This window comes from Escherichia sp. KTE114 (assembly GCF_000407765.1).
Classification (GTDB): Bacteria; Pseudomonadota; Gammaproteobacteria; order Enterobacterales; family Enterobacteriaceae; genus Escherichia; species Escherichia ruysiae.
The window spans coordinates 3138991-3152350 of the sequence record NZ_KE136626.1 but is presented as its reverse complement, the minus strand read 5'-3'; the positions used below and the strand labels follow the sequence as shown (position 1 = coordinate 3152350).

Here is a 13360-nt window from a genome sequence, read left to right as displayed (position 1 = left end):
AGGCGTTTGTGCCGGATGCGGCGTGAACGCCGCATCCGGCCTACAAAAATCTACTACATCAGACCTTTATGTTATCGCTCCACTGCCCGCGTCTTCTGATGGCGGGCTTTTTTTCACCGCTCGCTTGCGTGGTGAAGCCTTTTTCTTCTCTTCTCCACTACCCGGTGCCACTATGCCGCGAAACTGCCGCACTGGCGTACGTTTTGCCTGATCAATCAATTGGTAAAGCGTCCCCACCAGCGGCTGCATAAAGTCCTGGTAGCGACACTGCTTTTCGCTGATTTGCGTCAGCACCGATTCCCAGTGTGCCGTCATGTCCGGTCGCGTCGCCATCTCTGGCAGCGAATGGAATAACGCTTTTCCGGCGTCGGTGGAGTGGATATAGCGCCCTTTTTTGGTCAGGAAACCACGCTTGAACAGCAGTTCAATAATCCCGGCACGAGTTGCTTCCGTCCCCAGGCCATCGGTCGCACGAAGGATCTTTTTCAGATCTTTGTCCTGCACAAAGCGCGCGATCCCGGTCATCGCTGAAAGTAGCGTTGCATCGGTGAAATGACGTGGTGGCTGAGTTTGCCGCTCTACCACTTCACCTTTTTCACACAATAACTCATCGCCTTTCGCTACCACCGGCAATGGCGTGCCATCGTTTTCTTCATCACGCTCTTTGCTGCCTAACAGCGTGCGCCAGCCTGCTTCAGCAAGAAAACGGGCTTTAGCGACAAATTTTCCTTTGGCAATGTCCAGTTCGATAACACATTTGCGGAACACCGCATCCGGACAGAACTGCATCAAATACTGACGGGCAATCAGGTTATAGACCTTCGCTTCGTTCTCCGTCAGGTTGATGGCAGAACTCCGCGCGGTTGGGATGATGGCGTGGTGTGCATCGACCTTTTTGTCATCCCAGCAGCGGTTGCGTAAATTCGGATCAACCACCGGCTGCGGTAACAAGCCCGGCGCATGAACGCTGATAGCATTCATCACCGCCTGACGTCCGGCAAAATGTTCTTCCGGCAAATAACGACAATCGGAACGTGGATAAGTGATCAGTTTGTGCGTTTCGTACAGTTTCTGACAGATATCAAGTACGTTCTGCGCACTCAGACCAAAGCGTTTTGCCGCTTCAATCTGCAACGCCGAAAGCGAAAACGGCAACGGCGCGGATTCTGATTCCCGTTTATCGTTATAACTGGTGACAATCGCCGGTTGGCCGCTGATGCGGTTGACCACATGCTCCGCCAGCGGACGATGCAACAAGCGCCCTTCTTCATCCTGGTACGGCTCACACGCTTCGCTCGGTTGCCAGATAGCGGTAAATCGCTCATCGGCAGGCGTCACAATATGCGCTTTGACCTCAAAGAAATCTTTCGCCACGAAGTTTTCAATTTCTTCGTCGCGGCGCACCACCAGCCCGAGCACGGGCGTCTGCACGCGTCCAACGGAAAGTACGCCCTGATAACCCGCATTGCGACCGAGAATGGTGTACGCGCGGGTCATATTGATGCCGTACAGCCAGTCGGCACGCGCTCGCGCCAGCGCAGAAACGCATAGCGGCACAAACTCGCTATTGGAACGAAGACGATCGATCGCCCGTTCAACCGCCTGCGGGTTCAGATCGTTGATCAAGCAACGCTGCACCTGCTGGCGCTTTTCCGGTGCCAGTTGCAGATAGTCCAGCACTTCATCCACCAGCAATTGCCCTTCACGATCCGGGTCTCCGGCATGAACGATTTCGCTGGCTTCATGCAGGAAGCGTTTGATGACATTAAGTTGTTTGGTCACGGAGGGGCGTGGCTGTAATTGCCACTTTTCCGGGACAATCGGCAAATCCGCAAGATTCCAGCGCGCATAGCGACTGTCGTAGGCGTCTGGCTGCGCCTGCTCAAGCAGGTGACCAATACACCAGGTCACCACCTGACCGTTACCGCACTCGATAAAGCCATCGCCTTTACGGTGCGGTTTGGGCAGGACATCAGCAATAGCGCGCGCCAGACTCGGTTTTTCGGCAATAAATAACCGCATTGAATTAACGGATCTCAACCATGGCACGACCGCCGCGCGCAGGCACCAGTTCGCCAATCGCCGTCAGTTCGATACCAAATTCAGCAGCGGTAGCTTTTACTTCGTTTTCAGCCTCTGGCATTACCGCCAGCAGCAGACCGCCGGAAGTTTGCGGATCGCACAGCAGATCGCGCACTTCACGCGGCATTTCACCCATCAGATGACCATAGCTGGCAAAGTTGCGTTCGGTGCCGCCAGGTACTGCGCCCAGCTTAATGTACTCTTCCACGCCCGGCAGTTTCGGGATCGCGTCATAGTCGACACGTGCCTGTACGCCTGCGCCCTGACACATTTCGCTCAAATGCCCCAGCAGACCAAAACCAGTCACGTCAGTCATCGCTTTTACGCCTTCGATGTTGGCAAAGGACGCGCCTGCGATGTTCATCCGGCACATCACTTCCGTCGCCAGTCCCTGATGTTCCGGTTTCAGGAGTGATTTTTTCTCCGCAGTGGTAAGAACGCCAATCCCCAGCGGTTTCGTCAGGAACAGTTTACATCCGGCTTGTGCGGTACTGTTTTTCTTCACCCGCTCAGTTGGAACGATCCCCGTTACCGCCAGACCGAAAATCGGTTCCGGCGCGTCGATGGAGTGACCGCCAGCCAGCGCAATACCCGCCTGACGACATGCGTAGCGACCACCTTCGGTGACTTCGCGAGCAATTTCCGGGGACAGTTTGTTAATCGGCCAGCCGAGGATCGCAATTGCCATAATCGGTTTGCCGCCCATCGCGAAGATATCGCTGATGGCGTTAGTCGCCGCAATGCGACCAAAATCGAAAGGATTATCAACAATCGGCATAAAGAAGTCGGTGGTGCTGATAACGCTGGTGCCATTGCCCAGATCGTACACCGCCGCATCGTCGCGGGTTTCGTTACCCACAAGCAAATTCGGATCAACAAACTTCGCCTGCTCGCTGTGCAGGATAGTTTCCAGCACTTTTGGGGAAATTTTACAGCCGCAACCGGCTCCGTGGCTGTATTGGGTCAAACGAATCGAGTTCTCGCTCATGGACATCTCCTGTCAATGCAATCCGGGTATGGTAACCCTCATTCCGTGAAGTGATAAGTGAGAGTGTCTGAATTACTGCGCCTTTGCTCACAATCCACACAGTTTTGCCGTTTTTATCAAAAATAAGTCACAAACGGTGTCGGGTCCGGAATGTTTATCGACGTTGACGCTTTCAGTTGTGGCGTACCGAGATAGAGAAATCCGACAATTTTATCCTGCTCGCGACAGCCGAATGCGTCACGCACCACCGGGCTTTCAGTTAATACGCCACTGCGCCAGATGCCGCCAAAGCCCTGGGCAACCGCTGTCATTTGCATTGCCATAACCGCGCAACCCGCCGACATTTCCTGCTCCCAGCGCGGGACTTTATGATTTTCTTCGCATTTCGCCACCACTGTTATGATGAGCGGTGCCCGGAACGGCGCATTACGCGCTTTGTCGATTGCTTTTTCATCGCTACCGGCAGCAATCGCCCCCTGTTCCAGAACGGCGCTGAAACGCTCACGCCCTTCCCCTTCAATCACAAAGAAATGCCACGGTTGCATGGATTTATGGTCTGGCGCACGCATACCCGCGCGCAGGATATTTTGCAGTTGCTCACCCGTTGGCGCTGGCTCAGCCAGACGGGAGGCGCTACGGCGGTTGATCAATAGTTCGAGTGCATCCATTTGATTAACTCCTGTCATGATGTTTATTCACAAAATTAACACGAGAGTGGATTTTGTTACAGCACAGTCCATGATTCCTGCTGACAAGTGCCGGTTGGGTCATTACGATAACCACATCACTTGCACCTGCAACAGGTGTAACTTTTAGTCTGGGAGAATACATGCGAACCCTTTGGCGATTTATTGCCGGATTTTTTAAATGGACGTGGCGTCTGCTGAATTTCGTCCGTGAAATGGTACTTAACCTATTCTTTATTTTTCTCGTGCTGGTTGGCGTGGGGATCTGGATGCAGGTCAGCGGTGGTGATTCGAAAGAAACCGCCAGTCGTGGCGCACTGCTGCTTGATATTTCTGGCGTGATCGTCGATAAGCCCGACAGTTCGCAGCGGTTTAGTAAGCTAAGTCGTCAGCTGCTTGGTGCCAGTTCCGATCGTCTGCAGGAAAACTCGCTGTTTGATATCGTCAACACTATTCGCCAGGCGAAGGACGACCGAAATATCACCGGTATCGTGATGGATCTGAAAAACTTCGCGGGCGGCGATCAGCCTTCCATGCAGTACATCGGCAAAGCTCTGAAAGAGTTTCGTGACAGCGGTAAACCGGTTTATGCCATTGGCGAGAACTACAGTCAGGGGCAGTATTATCTTGCCAGTTTCGCCAATAAAATCTGGCTTTCCCCGCAAGGTGTGGTCGACCTACATGGCCTTGCCACCAACGGTCTGTACTACAAATCGTTGTTGGATAAGTTAAAAGTTTCCACTCATGTGTTCCGCGTTGGTACGTATAAATCTGCCGTTGAACCATTTATTCGTGATGATATGTCACCGGCAGCCCGCGAAGCTGACAGCCGCTGGATTGGTGAGCTGTGGCAAAACTATCTTAATACCGTTGCCGCTAACCGCCAGATCCCTGCCCAGCAGGTATTCCCTGGGGCGCAAGGTTTGCTTGATGGTTTAACCAAAACTGGCGGCGATACCGCGAAGTATGCGCTGGATAACAAACTGGTGGATGCGCTGGCGTCAAGTGCCGAAATCGAAAAAGCCCTGACCAAAGAGTTCGGCTGGAGTAAGTCGGATAAAAATTATCGCGCCATTAGCTATTACGATTACGCACTGAAAACTCCGGCAGATAGCGGTGATGGCATCGGTGTAGTGTTTGCCAATGGTGCAATTATGGATGGCGAGGAAACTCAGGGGAATGTAGGCGGTGATACCACTGCGGCACAAATCCGCGATGCTCGTCTTGATCCAAAAGTGAAAGCGATTGTTCTGCGCGTTAATAGCCCTGGCGGCAGCGTTACGGCCTCTGAGGTGATCCGCTCTGAACTGGCAGCAGCCAGAGCAGCGGGCAAACCTGTGGTTGTGTCAATGGGCGGCATGGCGGCATCCGGCGGCTATTGGATCTCCACTCCGGCTAATTACATTGTGGCTAACCCCAGCACCCTGACCGGCTCTATTGGTATTTTCGGCGTGATCACTACCGTCGAAAACAGTCTGGATTCGATTGGTGTTCATACCGATGGCGTCTCAACTTCACCGCTGGCGGATGTTTCCATCACTAAAGCACTGCCGCCGGAAGCGCAGCAGATGATGCAGTTAAGCATTGAGAATGGCTACAAACGCTTTATCACGCTGGTTGCCGATGCGCGCAAATCGACGCCGGAACAGATTGATAAAATCGCTCAGGGGCATGTCTGGACTGGTCAGGATGCGAAAGCTAACGGTCTGGTCGATAGCCTCGGTGATTTCGATGATGCGGTCGCAAAAGCGGCAGAACTGGCAAAACTGAAGCAGTGGCATCTGGAATATTACGTCGATGAACCGACCTTCTTCGACAAAGTGATGGACAACATGTCAGGTTCTGTTCGGGCGATGTTGCCAGATGCGCTCCAGGCCATGTTACCTGCCCCACTGGCTTCGGTAGCCTCTACCGTGAAAAGCGAAAGCGACAAGCTGGCAGCGTTTAACGACCCGCAAAACCGTTATGCGTTTTGCCTAACCTGCGCCAACGTGCGTTAATTTCTGTAAATATGTGGCCGATATGCTGTCGGCCACATTCCTGAACCGGACTGTCTTTCACTCCCACCCTCCATTACATTGCCTTGCTCATTTAGCATCTGATAAGGAGTCATCAGTGAATAAGGCACCCTCTTTAATTGCCGCTATTGTCCTCGGACTGGGGATCAGCGCCTGTGGTTATTTCGTCGGCGATGGTGTTAAACATTTAAAGACCAACAACCGCTATGTAAACGTGCGGGGGCTTTCGGAAAAAGAAGTTCGCGCAGATACGGCAGAATTAACAATTGCGATTAACTTTAAAGGTAATGTTCCCGGCGAGCTTTTCCCAAAACTGGAAGACGCACAGAAAAAAATTGTTGCCGAACTCAACGCTCAGGGGATTAACGACAAAGAGATAAACCTCGGTCAGTGGACCAGTAAACGAACGGATTCCTTTTATCTCAAAGATGATCCCACAATGCCACGCTATAACGCCGACGGCTCCTTTACGATAAAAACTCATAACGTTGCTGCTGTCGAAAAAGTTGTCGCTAAATTAAATGAACTGCAAGTTGCTACGGATGGCGCTATCGCCGAGAGCAAAGTCGCCTATCGCTTTAATGGTATTGGCGCACTGCGCGCTGAGATGATTGCTGCCGCCACCAAAGATGCACGCAACGCAGCATTACAATTTGCAACGGACTCAGGTAGCCAGGTAGGTTCCATTAGCGATGCATCACAAGGCGTATTCCAGATCTTCGCCAGTGGCAGTGACGAAGATGATCCTACGGCGATTAATAAAACAGTGCGTGTAGTCACGACCGTAACCTATGCGTTGCAGGATTAACCACTTTTATCCGGCGGGACGCCAGTTCCTCTGTTCCGCCGTACTTTTCTCATATCCACAGAGTATCCAGGTGCGCTCCCCCTGCCTCACGTATATACTTTTGCTCTTTCTACATCATTCATATCAATATCATGCAAAAGAAATCTATCTATGTCGCCTACACGGGCGGGACCATCGGGATGCAGCGTTCCGAGCAGGGTTATATTCCGGTGTCAGGTCATTTGCAACGCCAACTGGCGCTGATGCCGGAGTTCCATCGCCCGGAGATGCCAGATTTCACTATTCATGAATATACACCGCTGATGGATTCTTCTGATATGACGCCGGAAGACTGGCAGCATATTGCTGAAGATATTAAAGCGCACTATGACGACTATGATGGTTTTGTCATTCTGCACGGCACCGATACGATGGCCTATACCGCTTCTGCGCTGTCGTTCATGCTGGAGAACCTCGGCAAACCGGTCATTGTGACAGGGTCACAAATTCCCTTAGCCGAATTACGCTCTGACGGACAAATCAATTTGCTGAATGCGCTGTATGTTGCGGCGAATTACCCGATCAACGAAGTAACACTCTTTTTTAATAACCGTCTGTATCGCGGTAACCGCACCACCAAAGCCCATGCCGATGGTTTTGATGCCTTTGCGTCACCAAATCTTCCTCCATTGCTGGAAGCCGGTATTCACATCCGTCGTTTAAATACGCCCCCAGCACCGCACGGCGAAGGTGAACTGATCGTTCATCCGATCACCCCACAACCGATCGGTGTGGTAACAATTTATCCGGGGATTTCTGCTGGCGTTGTGCGCAATTTCCTCCGCCAACCGGTGAAGGCGTTGATTTTGCGCTCATATGGCGTGGGCAATGCGCCGCAAAACAAAGCCTTCCTGCAAGAATTACAAGAGGCCAGCGATCGCGGTATTGTGGTGGTCAACCTGACACAATGTATGTCCGGTAAAGTGAACATGGGGGGTTACGCTACCGGTAACGCCCTCGCCCATGCCGGGGTTATTGGCGGCGCGGATATGACTGTAGAAGCCACATTAACAAAACTGCACTACCTGCTTAGCCAGGGACTGGATACCGAAACCATTCGTAAGGCCATGAGCCAAAACCTGCGCGGCGAACTGACGCCGGATGATTAAGGAGACTGCAATGCCCCATCGCGCCCTGTTACTGGTCGATTTACAAAATGATTTCTGTGCTGGTGGCGCGCTCGCCGTACCGGAAGGTGACAGCACTGTGGATGTTGCTAACCGCCTTATTGACTGGTGCCAGTCGCGCGGAGAAGCGGTTATTGCCAGTCAGGACTGGCACCCGGCTAACCATGGCAGTTTTGCCAGCCAGCATGGTGTAGAGCCTTATACGCAGGGGCAACTCGACGGCCTGCCGCAAACTTTCTGGCCTGAACACTGTGTGCAGAACAGTGAAGGCGCACAATTACATCCGTTACTGAATCAAAAAGCGATCGCCGCTGTGTTCCATAAAGGCGAAAACCCTTTAGTTGACAGTTATAGTGCTTTTTTTGATAACGGACGTCGGCAGAAAACCGCGCTTGATGACTGGTTGCGCGAACATGAAATCAATGAATTGATCGTTATGGGGCTGGCTACCGACTATTGCGTGAAGTTTACCGTGCTGGACGCATTGCAGGCAGGTTATAGCGTGAACGTGATTACCGATGGTTGTCGTGGCGTGAATATCCAGCCCCGGGACAGTGCGCACGCGTTTATGGAGATGTCAGCCGCTGGGGCAACGCTATACACGCTGGCGGACTGGGAAGAGACGCAGGGATAATTTTACGCTGGCCTACAATTCTGTACTGCCGTTGTAGGCCAGATAAAGTGCGTCAGCGGTGCATCTGGCATGTTGGTTGTTAAATCAAACAACCAACACGCGACAGTAAAGATTATCCCCTTCCTTCATAAACGCTCTACAAAGGGGAGAATTCATTCACTTAAACATGACTATTGGTTTTGCCGTGATACCAAAATCTTCTTTCAACTGTTGTTTGCTCTTCATGACCATCTGACCGTTCGTATCGATAGTCATATGCTGCGCATCGGTATTGTTTCGCGCTTGCCACAGCATCACCAGTTGCAAACAGTTCTCTTTTTGTTCTTCGGTCAATGCAACACCATCTGGCCATTTACCCAGTTCAACGGCTGTCGATAAACGCTGGTAAACCTCAGGCGTCATGCTGTTGATTATTTCATCAAGATTCATAATTTTCCCGCTCCTGTGGAATAAGTTGCTGAATCGTTTTTTCAACCGTTGATTTCTTCGCCATTTTCGTCATCAGTAAAGCGCAACGATGCCGAGTTAACACAATAACGTTCGCCTGTGGGTTGTGGACCGTCGGGAAAAACATGGCCCAGATGAGCATCACAGTTTCCGCAACGAATTTCTATCCGCTGCATTCCATGTGACAAGTCTTTGATATAACGGATTGAATCTTCACTCACCGGCTCATAAAAACTGGGCCAGCCACAGCCTGAATCATACTTGGTTTGAGAATGAAACAGAGGGGCGTCGCAGATCAAACAGTGGTAAATGCCGTCGCGCTTATTATGCAATAAACGTCCAGTAAATGGCGGCTCCGTCCCGTGATTCTGTGTCACGTAAAACTGCATCTCGGACAAATTTTTTTTCAGTTCTTCTGCCGAAGGTTTGTTAGCCATTTGCTCACATCTCACTTTAATCACGCTCACATTACGTGACTTATTCTAACAAAACATTAACACCAACTCGCAAAATTTTGTTCTAAACTTGATCTCAACGAAATGGCAGCACTTAAAACGTGATAAAAATCACATTTTTATCGTAATTGCCCTTTAAAATTCTGGGCGCCGACCCCATGTGGTCTCAAGCCCAAAGGAAGAGTGAGGCGAGTCAGTCGCGTAATGCTTAGGCACAGGATTGATTTGTCGCAATGATTGACACGATTCCGCTTGACGCTGCGTAAGGTTTTTGTAATTTTACAGACAACCTTTTATTCACTAACAAATAGCTGGTGGAATATATGACTATCAAAGTAGGTATCAACGGTTTTGGCCGTATCGGTCGCATTGTTTTCCGTGCTGCTCAGAAACGTTCTGACATCGAGATCGTTGCAATCAACGACCTGTTAGACGCTGATTACATGGCATACATGCTGAAATATGACTCCACTCACGGTCGTTTCGACGGCACCGTTGAAGTGAAAGACGGTCATCTGATCGTTAACGGTAAAAAAATCCGTGTTACCGCTGAACGTGATCCGGCTAACCTGAAATGGGACGAAGTTGGTGTTGACGTTGTCGCTGAAGCAACCGGTCTGTTCCTGACTGACGAAACTGCTCGTAAACACATCACCGCTGGTGCGAAAAAAGTGGTTATGACTGGTCCGTCTAAAGACAACACTCCGATGTTCGTTAAAGGCGCTAACTTCGACAAATATGCTGGCCAGGACATCGTTTCCAACGCTTCCTGCACCACCAACTGCCTGGCTCCGCTGGCTAAAGTTATCAACGATAACTTCGGCATCATCGAAGGTCTGATGACCACCGTTCACGCTACTACCGCTACTCAGAAAACCGTTGATGGCCCGTCTCACAAAGACTGGCGCGGCGGCCGTGGCGCTTCCCAGAACATCATCCCGTCCTCTACCGGTGCTGCTAAAGCTGTAGGTAAAGTACTGCCAGAACTGAATGGCAAACTGACTGGCATGGCGTTCCGCGTTCCGACCCCGAACGTATCCGTAGTTGACCTGACCGTTCGTCTGGAAAAAGCTGCAACTTACGAGCAGATCAAAGCTGCCGTTAAAGCTGCTGCTGAAGGCGAAATGAAAGGCGTTCTGGGCTACACCGAAGATGACGTAGTATCTACCGATTTCAACGGCGAAGTTTGCACTTCCGTGTTCGATGCTAAAGCTGGTATCGCTCTGAACGACAACTTCGTGAAACTGGTATCCTGGTACGACAACGAAACCGGTTACTCCAACAAAGTTCTGGATCTGATCGCTCACATCTCCAAATAAGTTGAGATGACTTTGTGATCTAAAAAGAGCGACTTCGGTCGCTCTTTTTTTTACCTGATGAAATGAAGTTAAAGGACTGCGTCATGATTAAGAAAATTTTCGCCCTTCCGGTCATCGAACAAATTTCCCCTGTCCTCTCCCGTCGTAAACTGGATGAACTGGACCTCATTGTGGTCGATCATCCCCAGGTAAAAGCCTCTTTTGCATTACAGGGCGCACACCTTCTCTCATGGAAGCCTGCGGGTGAAGAAGACGTTCTGTGGTTGAGCAATAACACTCCGTTCAAAAATGGCGTCGCCATTCGCGGTGGCGTGCCAGTTTGCTGGCCGTGGTTTGGTCCGGCAGCACAACAAGGTCTGCCTGCGCATGGTTTTGCCCGTATTCTGCCGTGGACGCTGAAATCGCATAGTGAAGATGCCGATAGCGTGACACTGACTTTCGAACTGACGCAAAGCGACGAGACGAAAAAATACTGGCCGCACGACTTTACACTGTTAGCGCATTTCCGCGTGGGTGAAACCTGTGAAATCGATCTTGAAGCGCACGGCGAATTTGAAACCACCTCTGCCCTGCATACCTACTTTAACGTGGGTGATATTGCTAAGGTAAGCGTCAGTGGTCTGGGCGATCGCTTCATTGATAAAGTGAATGACGCGAAAGAAGATGTACTGACCGACGGTGTTCAGACCTTCCCTGATCGTACCGATCGCGTGTATCTGAATCCGCAAGATTGCAGTGTGATTAATGACGAAGCGTTGAATCGTATTATTACCGTTGGTCACCAGCATCATCTGAACGTCGTCGGCTGGAACCCAGGCCCGGCTCTTTCAGTCAGCATGGGCGATATGCCAGATGATGGTTACAAAACCTTTGTCTGCGTAGAAACCGCTTACGCCTCTGAGGCACAAAAAACGACCAAAGAGCAACCTTCACATCTGGCACAATCCATTCGCGTTGCGAAACGCTAATTTGTGCTAGTTTTATATGCCGGGTGCGATGCATCCGGCATTTCCCAACATCACACCATATCCAGCGCAGTTTTACCTTTTGGTGCCGGATACGCTTCATCCAGCATGGCTAATTCCTCTGACGAAAGCACAACCTCAAGCACTGCTGCATTTTGTTGAACATGCGCGATAGTTGCCGCTTTTGGAATCGCCATCACGCCCTGATGGCTGATTACCCACGCCAGCAATACTTGTGCCGCGCTGATATTGTGAGCTTGCGCAATTTCATTGACCACCGCGTTTTTTAGCAGCCCATTGCGCAACCGCCCGGCCTGGGCTAACGGACTGTAAGCCATCACTGGCATCTGCTGTTGCTGGCACCAGGGGAGTAGATCATACTCAATCCCTCGTGAGCCGAGATGATAAAGCACCTGATTAGTGGCACACTGATTTCCTCCCGGCACCTGCCAGAGATCCTGCATGTCAGAATAATCAAGATTAGAAACACCCCAGCGACGGATTTTGCCCTGAGCGATCAGTTTTTCCATCGCTGCAACAGTCTCTTCAAAAGCGAAACTGCCAGACCAGTGTAATAAGTAAAGATCGAGATAATCCGTATTGAGTCGGCGTAAACTGGCTTCACATGCGTTAATCGCTTTTTGTCCGCCGGCATTCCACGGATAGACTTTAGAGACGAGAAAGACTTTATCACGCAGACCGGTTAATGCCTCACCGACCACCTTCTCGGCACCGCCATCGGCATACATTTCGGCGGTATCAATGAGGGTTAAACCGAGGTCAATGCCCGCGCGTAGTGCAGCCACTTCGGTTTTGCGCTGGCTGACGTCTTCGCCCATATACCATGTTCCCTGCCCTACGGCTGGCAGTGAGACATCGCCACTAAACGGAATCATTTTTTGTTGCATTGTTTCCTCCAGGTTTTTGCTCCACCGTAATGCAAAACAGGGCGTCACGCCCTGTTTTTATGCACAAAATGCCCTGGAAAGATGCATTATCAGAATTTGTAGGTGATCCCGGTAGAAATCAGACCAGTCCAGGATTTATCCACCATCGGGCTGTCGGTAACTTCATCAGACAGACGGGTGTAGCGTGCGGTGCCGTAAACACTCCAGTCGCCGAGGAAGTTGTAGCTGGCACTCAGCTCCAGGTAAGGACTCCAGCTGTCATTCGGGTTATAGCCACGCAGACCGCTGCGAGCGGATTCTTTGTGCGATACGCCATAATAGTATTCGTTATGGTTTTCGCTGTTCCACTGCACACCGATACCCGGAGTCACGGTCAGGCCGCCGTTGGTGTAACGGTACAACCAGGCCATATCCCACACGATACCGTTGCTGTTATCCAGTGTGTCGCCTGCCAAAGTGGTACGCAGATAACCGTACTGGGTAAAGTGTGCGTAGGACAGACCGGCCATCATGGTGCTCTTACGGTCATCCAGGTGGCGCATTTGGTGATCGCCACTGTCTTTGGCTTTGAAGTAAAGCGGCGACCAGTAAGCGGTAATTGAAAGTTTATCCGTTGCGTCATTCCACAGGTAGTAACCACCACCTAAGCCACGGAACCAGAAGTTATCGCCTTCATAGTTGATTACCGGTACTGGGTAAACATCGGTATCGTAATCTTTATAGGGGTGTTCAACGACACCTACGCCTGCGCCCAGGGAAAAACCTTCAGCGTGCGCAACGCCTGCAGACGTTGCGATAAGCACTCCAAGTGCCAGAAGTTTGAGTTTGGTCACAATTAATCATTCCTTAAACAAATGTTTAGCGGGCGACAAAGTTTACCCGTC

General features: G+C 51.0%; 13 protein-coding genes. 6 read left to right on the top strand and 7 right to left on the bottom strand.

Annotation, left to right across the window (positions count from 1 at the left end; translation table 11 throughout):
- Positions 1–66 precede the first annotated feature (66 nt).
- From topB to WC5_RS06225, 3 genes are all read right to left on the bottom strand, one after another.
- Positions 67–2022 (bottom strand): DNA topoisomerase III, encoded by a 1956-nt coding sequence (gene topB, locus WC5_RS06215; protein ID WP_001235827.1) that lies wholly within the window; start codon positions 2020–2022, stop codon positions 67–69.
- A gap of 4 nt (positions 2023–2026) precedes the next feature.
- Entirely contained in the window at positions 2027–3070 is a 1044-nt protein-coding gene (selD, locus tag WC5_RS06220) for a selenide, water dikinase SelD (protein ID WP_001298241.1), read from the bottom strand.
- 116 nt (positions 3071–3186) lie between these two features.
- A complete protein-coding gene (locus WC5_RS06225) occupies positions 3187–3738 on the bottom strand; it encodes an NAD(P)H nitroreductase (protein WP_000339290.1) in 552 nt (183 codons plus the stop codon).
- A gap of 161 nt (positions 3739–3899) precedes the next feature.
- Between WC5_RS06225 and sppA the strand changes: the two genes are divergently transcribed.
- From sppA to pncA, 4 genes are all read left to right on the top strand, one after another.
- Complete coding sequence (sppA, locus tag WC5_RS06230; protein ID WP_001259801.1) at positions 3900–5756, top strand: signal peptide peptidase SppA; 1857 nt, start codon at positions 3900–3902, stop codon at positions 5754–5756.
- Between the two features lie 115 nt (positions 5757–5871).
- Entirely contained in the window at positions 5872–6582 is a 711-nt protein-coding gene (locus tag WC5_RS06235; RefSeq protein ID WP_016231681.1) for an SIMPL domain-containing protein, read from the top strand.
- Between the two features lie 131 nt (positions 6583–6713).
- Positions 6714–7730, top strand: a complete 1017-nt coding sequence (gene ansA, locus WC5_RS06240) for an asparaginase (protein WP_001170166.1) — start codon at positions 6714–6716, stop codon at positions 7728–7730.
- Between the two features lie 10 nt (positions 7731–7740).
- Positions 7741–8382: a bifunctional nicotinamidase/pyrazinamidase gene (gene pncA / locus WC5_RS06245; protein ID WP_001120530.1), complete on the top strand. Its 642-nt coding sequence runs from the start codon at positions 7741–7743 to the stop codon at positions 8380–8382.
- 156 nt (positions 8383–8538) lie between these two features.
- On the opposite strand, the gene WC5_RS06250 is transcribed toward pncA, so the two are convergent.
- Together WC5_RS06250 and msrB are read right to left on the bottom strand one after the other, a co-directional pair.
- A complete protein-coding gene (locus WC5_RS06250; RefSeq protein WP_010349494.1) occupies positions 8539–8811 on the bottom strand; it encodes a YeaC family protein in 273 nt (90 codons plus the stop codon).
- Between the two features lie 41 nt (positions 8812–8852).
- A complete protein-coding gene (gene msrB, locus WC5_RS06255) occupies positions 8853–9266 on the bottom strand; it encodes a peptide-methionine (R)-S-oxide reductase MsrB (protein ID WP_001284609.1) in 414 nt (137 codons plus the stop codon).
- A 341-nt stretch (positions 9267–9607) separates the two neighbouring features.
- Between msrB and gapA the strand changes: the two genes are divergently transcribed.
- Together gapA and WC5_RS06265 are read left to right on the top strand one after the other, a co-directional pair.
- On the top strand, positions 9608–10603 hold the full coding sequence (gapA, locus tag WC5_RS06260; RefSeq protein ID WP_000153502.1) for a glyceraldehyde-3-phosphate dehydrogenase: 996 nt from the start codon (positions 9608–9610) through the stop codon (positions 10601–10603).
- A gap of 83 nt (positions 10604–10686) precedes the next feature.
- A complete protein-coding gene (locus WC5_RS06265; protein ID WP_010349492.1) occupies positions 10687–11571 on the top strand; it encodes a D-hexose-6-phosphate mutarotase in 885 nt (294 codons plus the stop codon).
- Between the two features lie 50 nt (positions 11572–11621).
- Here the strand turns inward: WC5_RS06265 and yeaE are convergent, their stop codons facing one another.
- A complete protein-coding gene (gene yeaE / locus WC5_RS06270) occupies positions 11622–12476 on the bottom strand; it encodes a methylglyoxal reductase YeaE (RefSeq protein WP_001186328.1) in 855 nt (284 codons plus the stop codon).
- A gap of 89 nt (positions 12477–12565) precedes the next feature.
- Positions 12566–13309: a scaffolding protein MipA gene (gene mipA, locus WC5_RS06275; RefSeq protein WP_016231680.1), complete on the bottom strand. Its 744-nt coding sequence runs from the start codon at positions 13307–13309 to the stop codon at positions 12566–12568.
- Positions 13310–13360 lie beyond the last annotated feature (51 nt).

Excerpts from the sequence above, each read along its gene's own strand:
- sppA (WP_001259801.1), top strand. The coding sequence starts at position 3,900 with ATGCGAACCCTTTGGCGATTTATTGCCGGATTTTTTAAATGGACGTGG.
- msrB (WP_001284609.1), bottom strand. The coding sequence starts at position 9,266 with ATGGCTAACAAACCTTCGGCAGAAGAACTGAAAAAAAATTTGTCCGAG.
- WC5_RS06225 (WP_000339290.1), bottom strand. The coding sequence starts at position 3,738 with ATGGATGCACTCGAACTATTGATCAACCGCCGTAGCGCCTCCCGTCTG.
- selD (WP_001298241.1), bottom strand. The coding sequence starts at position 3,070 with ATGAGCGAGAACTCGATTCGTTTGACCCAATACAGCCACGGAGCCGGT.
- yeaE (WP_001186328.1), bottom strand. The coding sequence starts at position 12,476 with ATGCAACAAAAAATGATTCCGTTTAGTGGCGATGTCTCACTGCCAGCC.
- WC5_RS06250 (WP_010349494.1), bottom strand. The coding sequence starts at position 8,811 with ATGAATCTTGATGAAATAATCAACAGCATGACGCCTGAGGTTTACCAG.
- pncA (WP_001120530.1), top strand. The coding sequence starts at position 7,741 with ATGCCCCATCGCGCCCTGTTACTGGTCGATTTACAAAATGATTTCTGT.
- WC5_RS06265 (WP_010349492.1), top strand. The coding sequence starts at position 10,687 with ATGATTAAGAAAATTTTCGCCCTTCCGGTCATCGAACAAATTTCCCCT.
- topB (WP_001235827.1), bottom strand. The coding sequence starts at position 2,022 with ATGCGGTTATTTATTGCCGAAAAACCGAGTCTGGCGCGCGCTATTGCT.
- gapA (WP_000153502.1), top strand. The coding sequence starts at position 9,608 with ATGACTATCAAAGTAGGTATCAACGGTTTTGGCCGTATCGGTCGCATT.
- ansA (WP_001170166.1), top strand. The coding sequence starts at position 6,714 with ATGCAAAAGAAATCTATCTATGTCGCCTACACGGGCGGGACCATCGGG.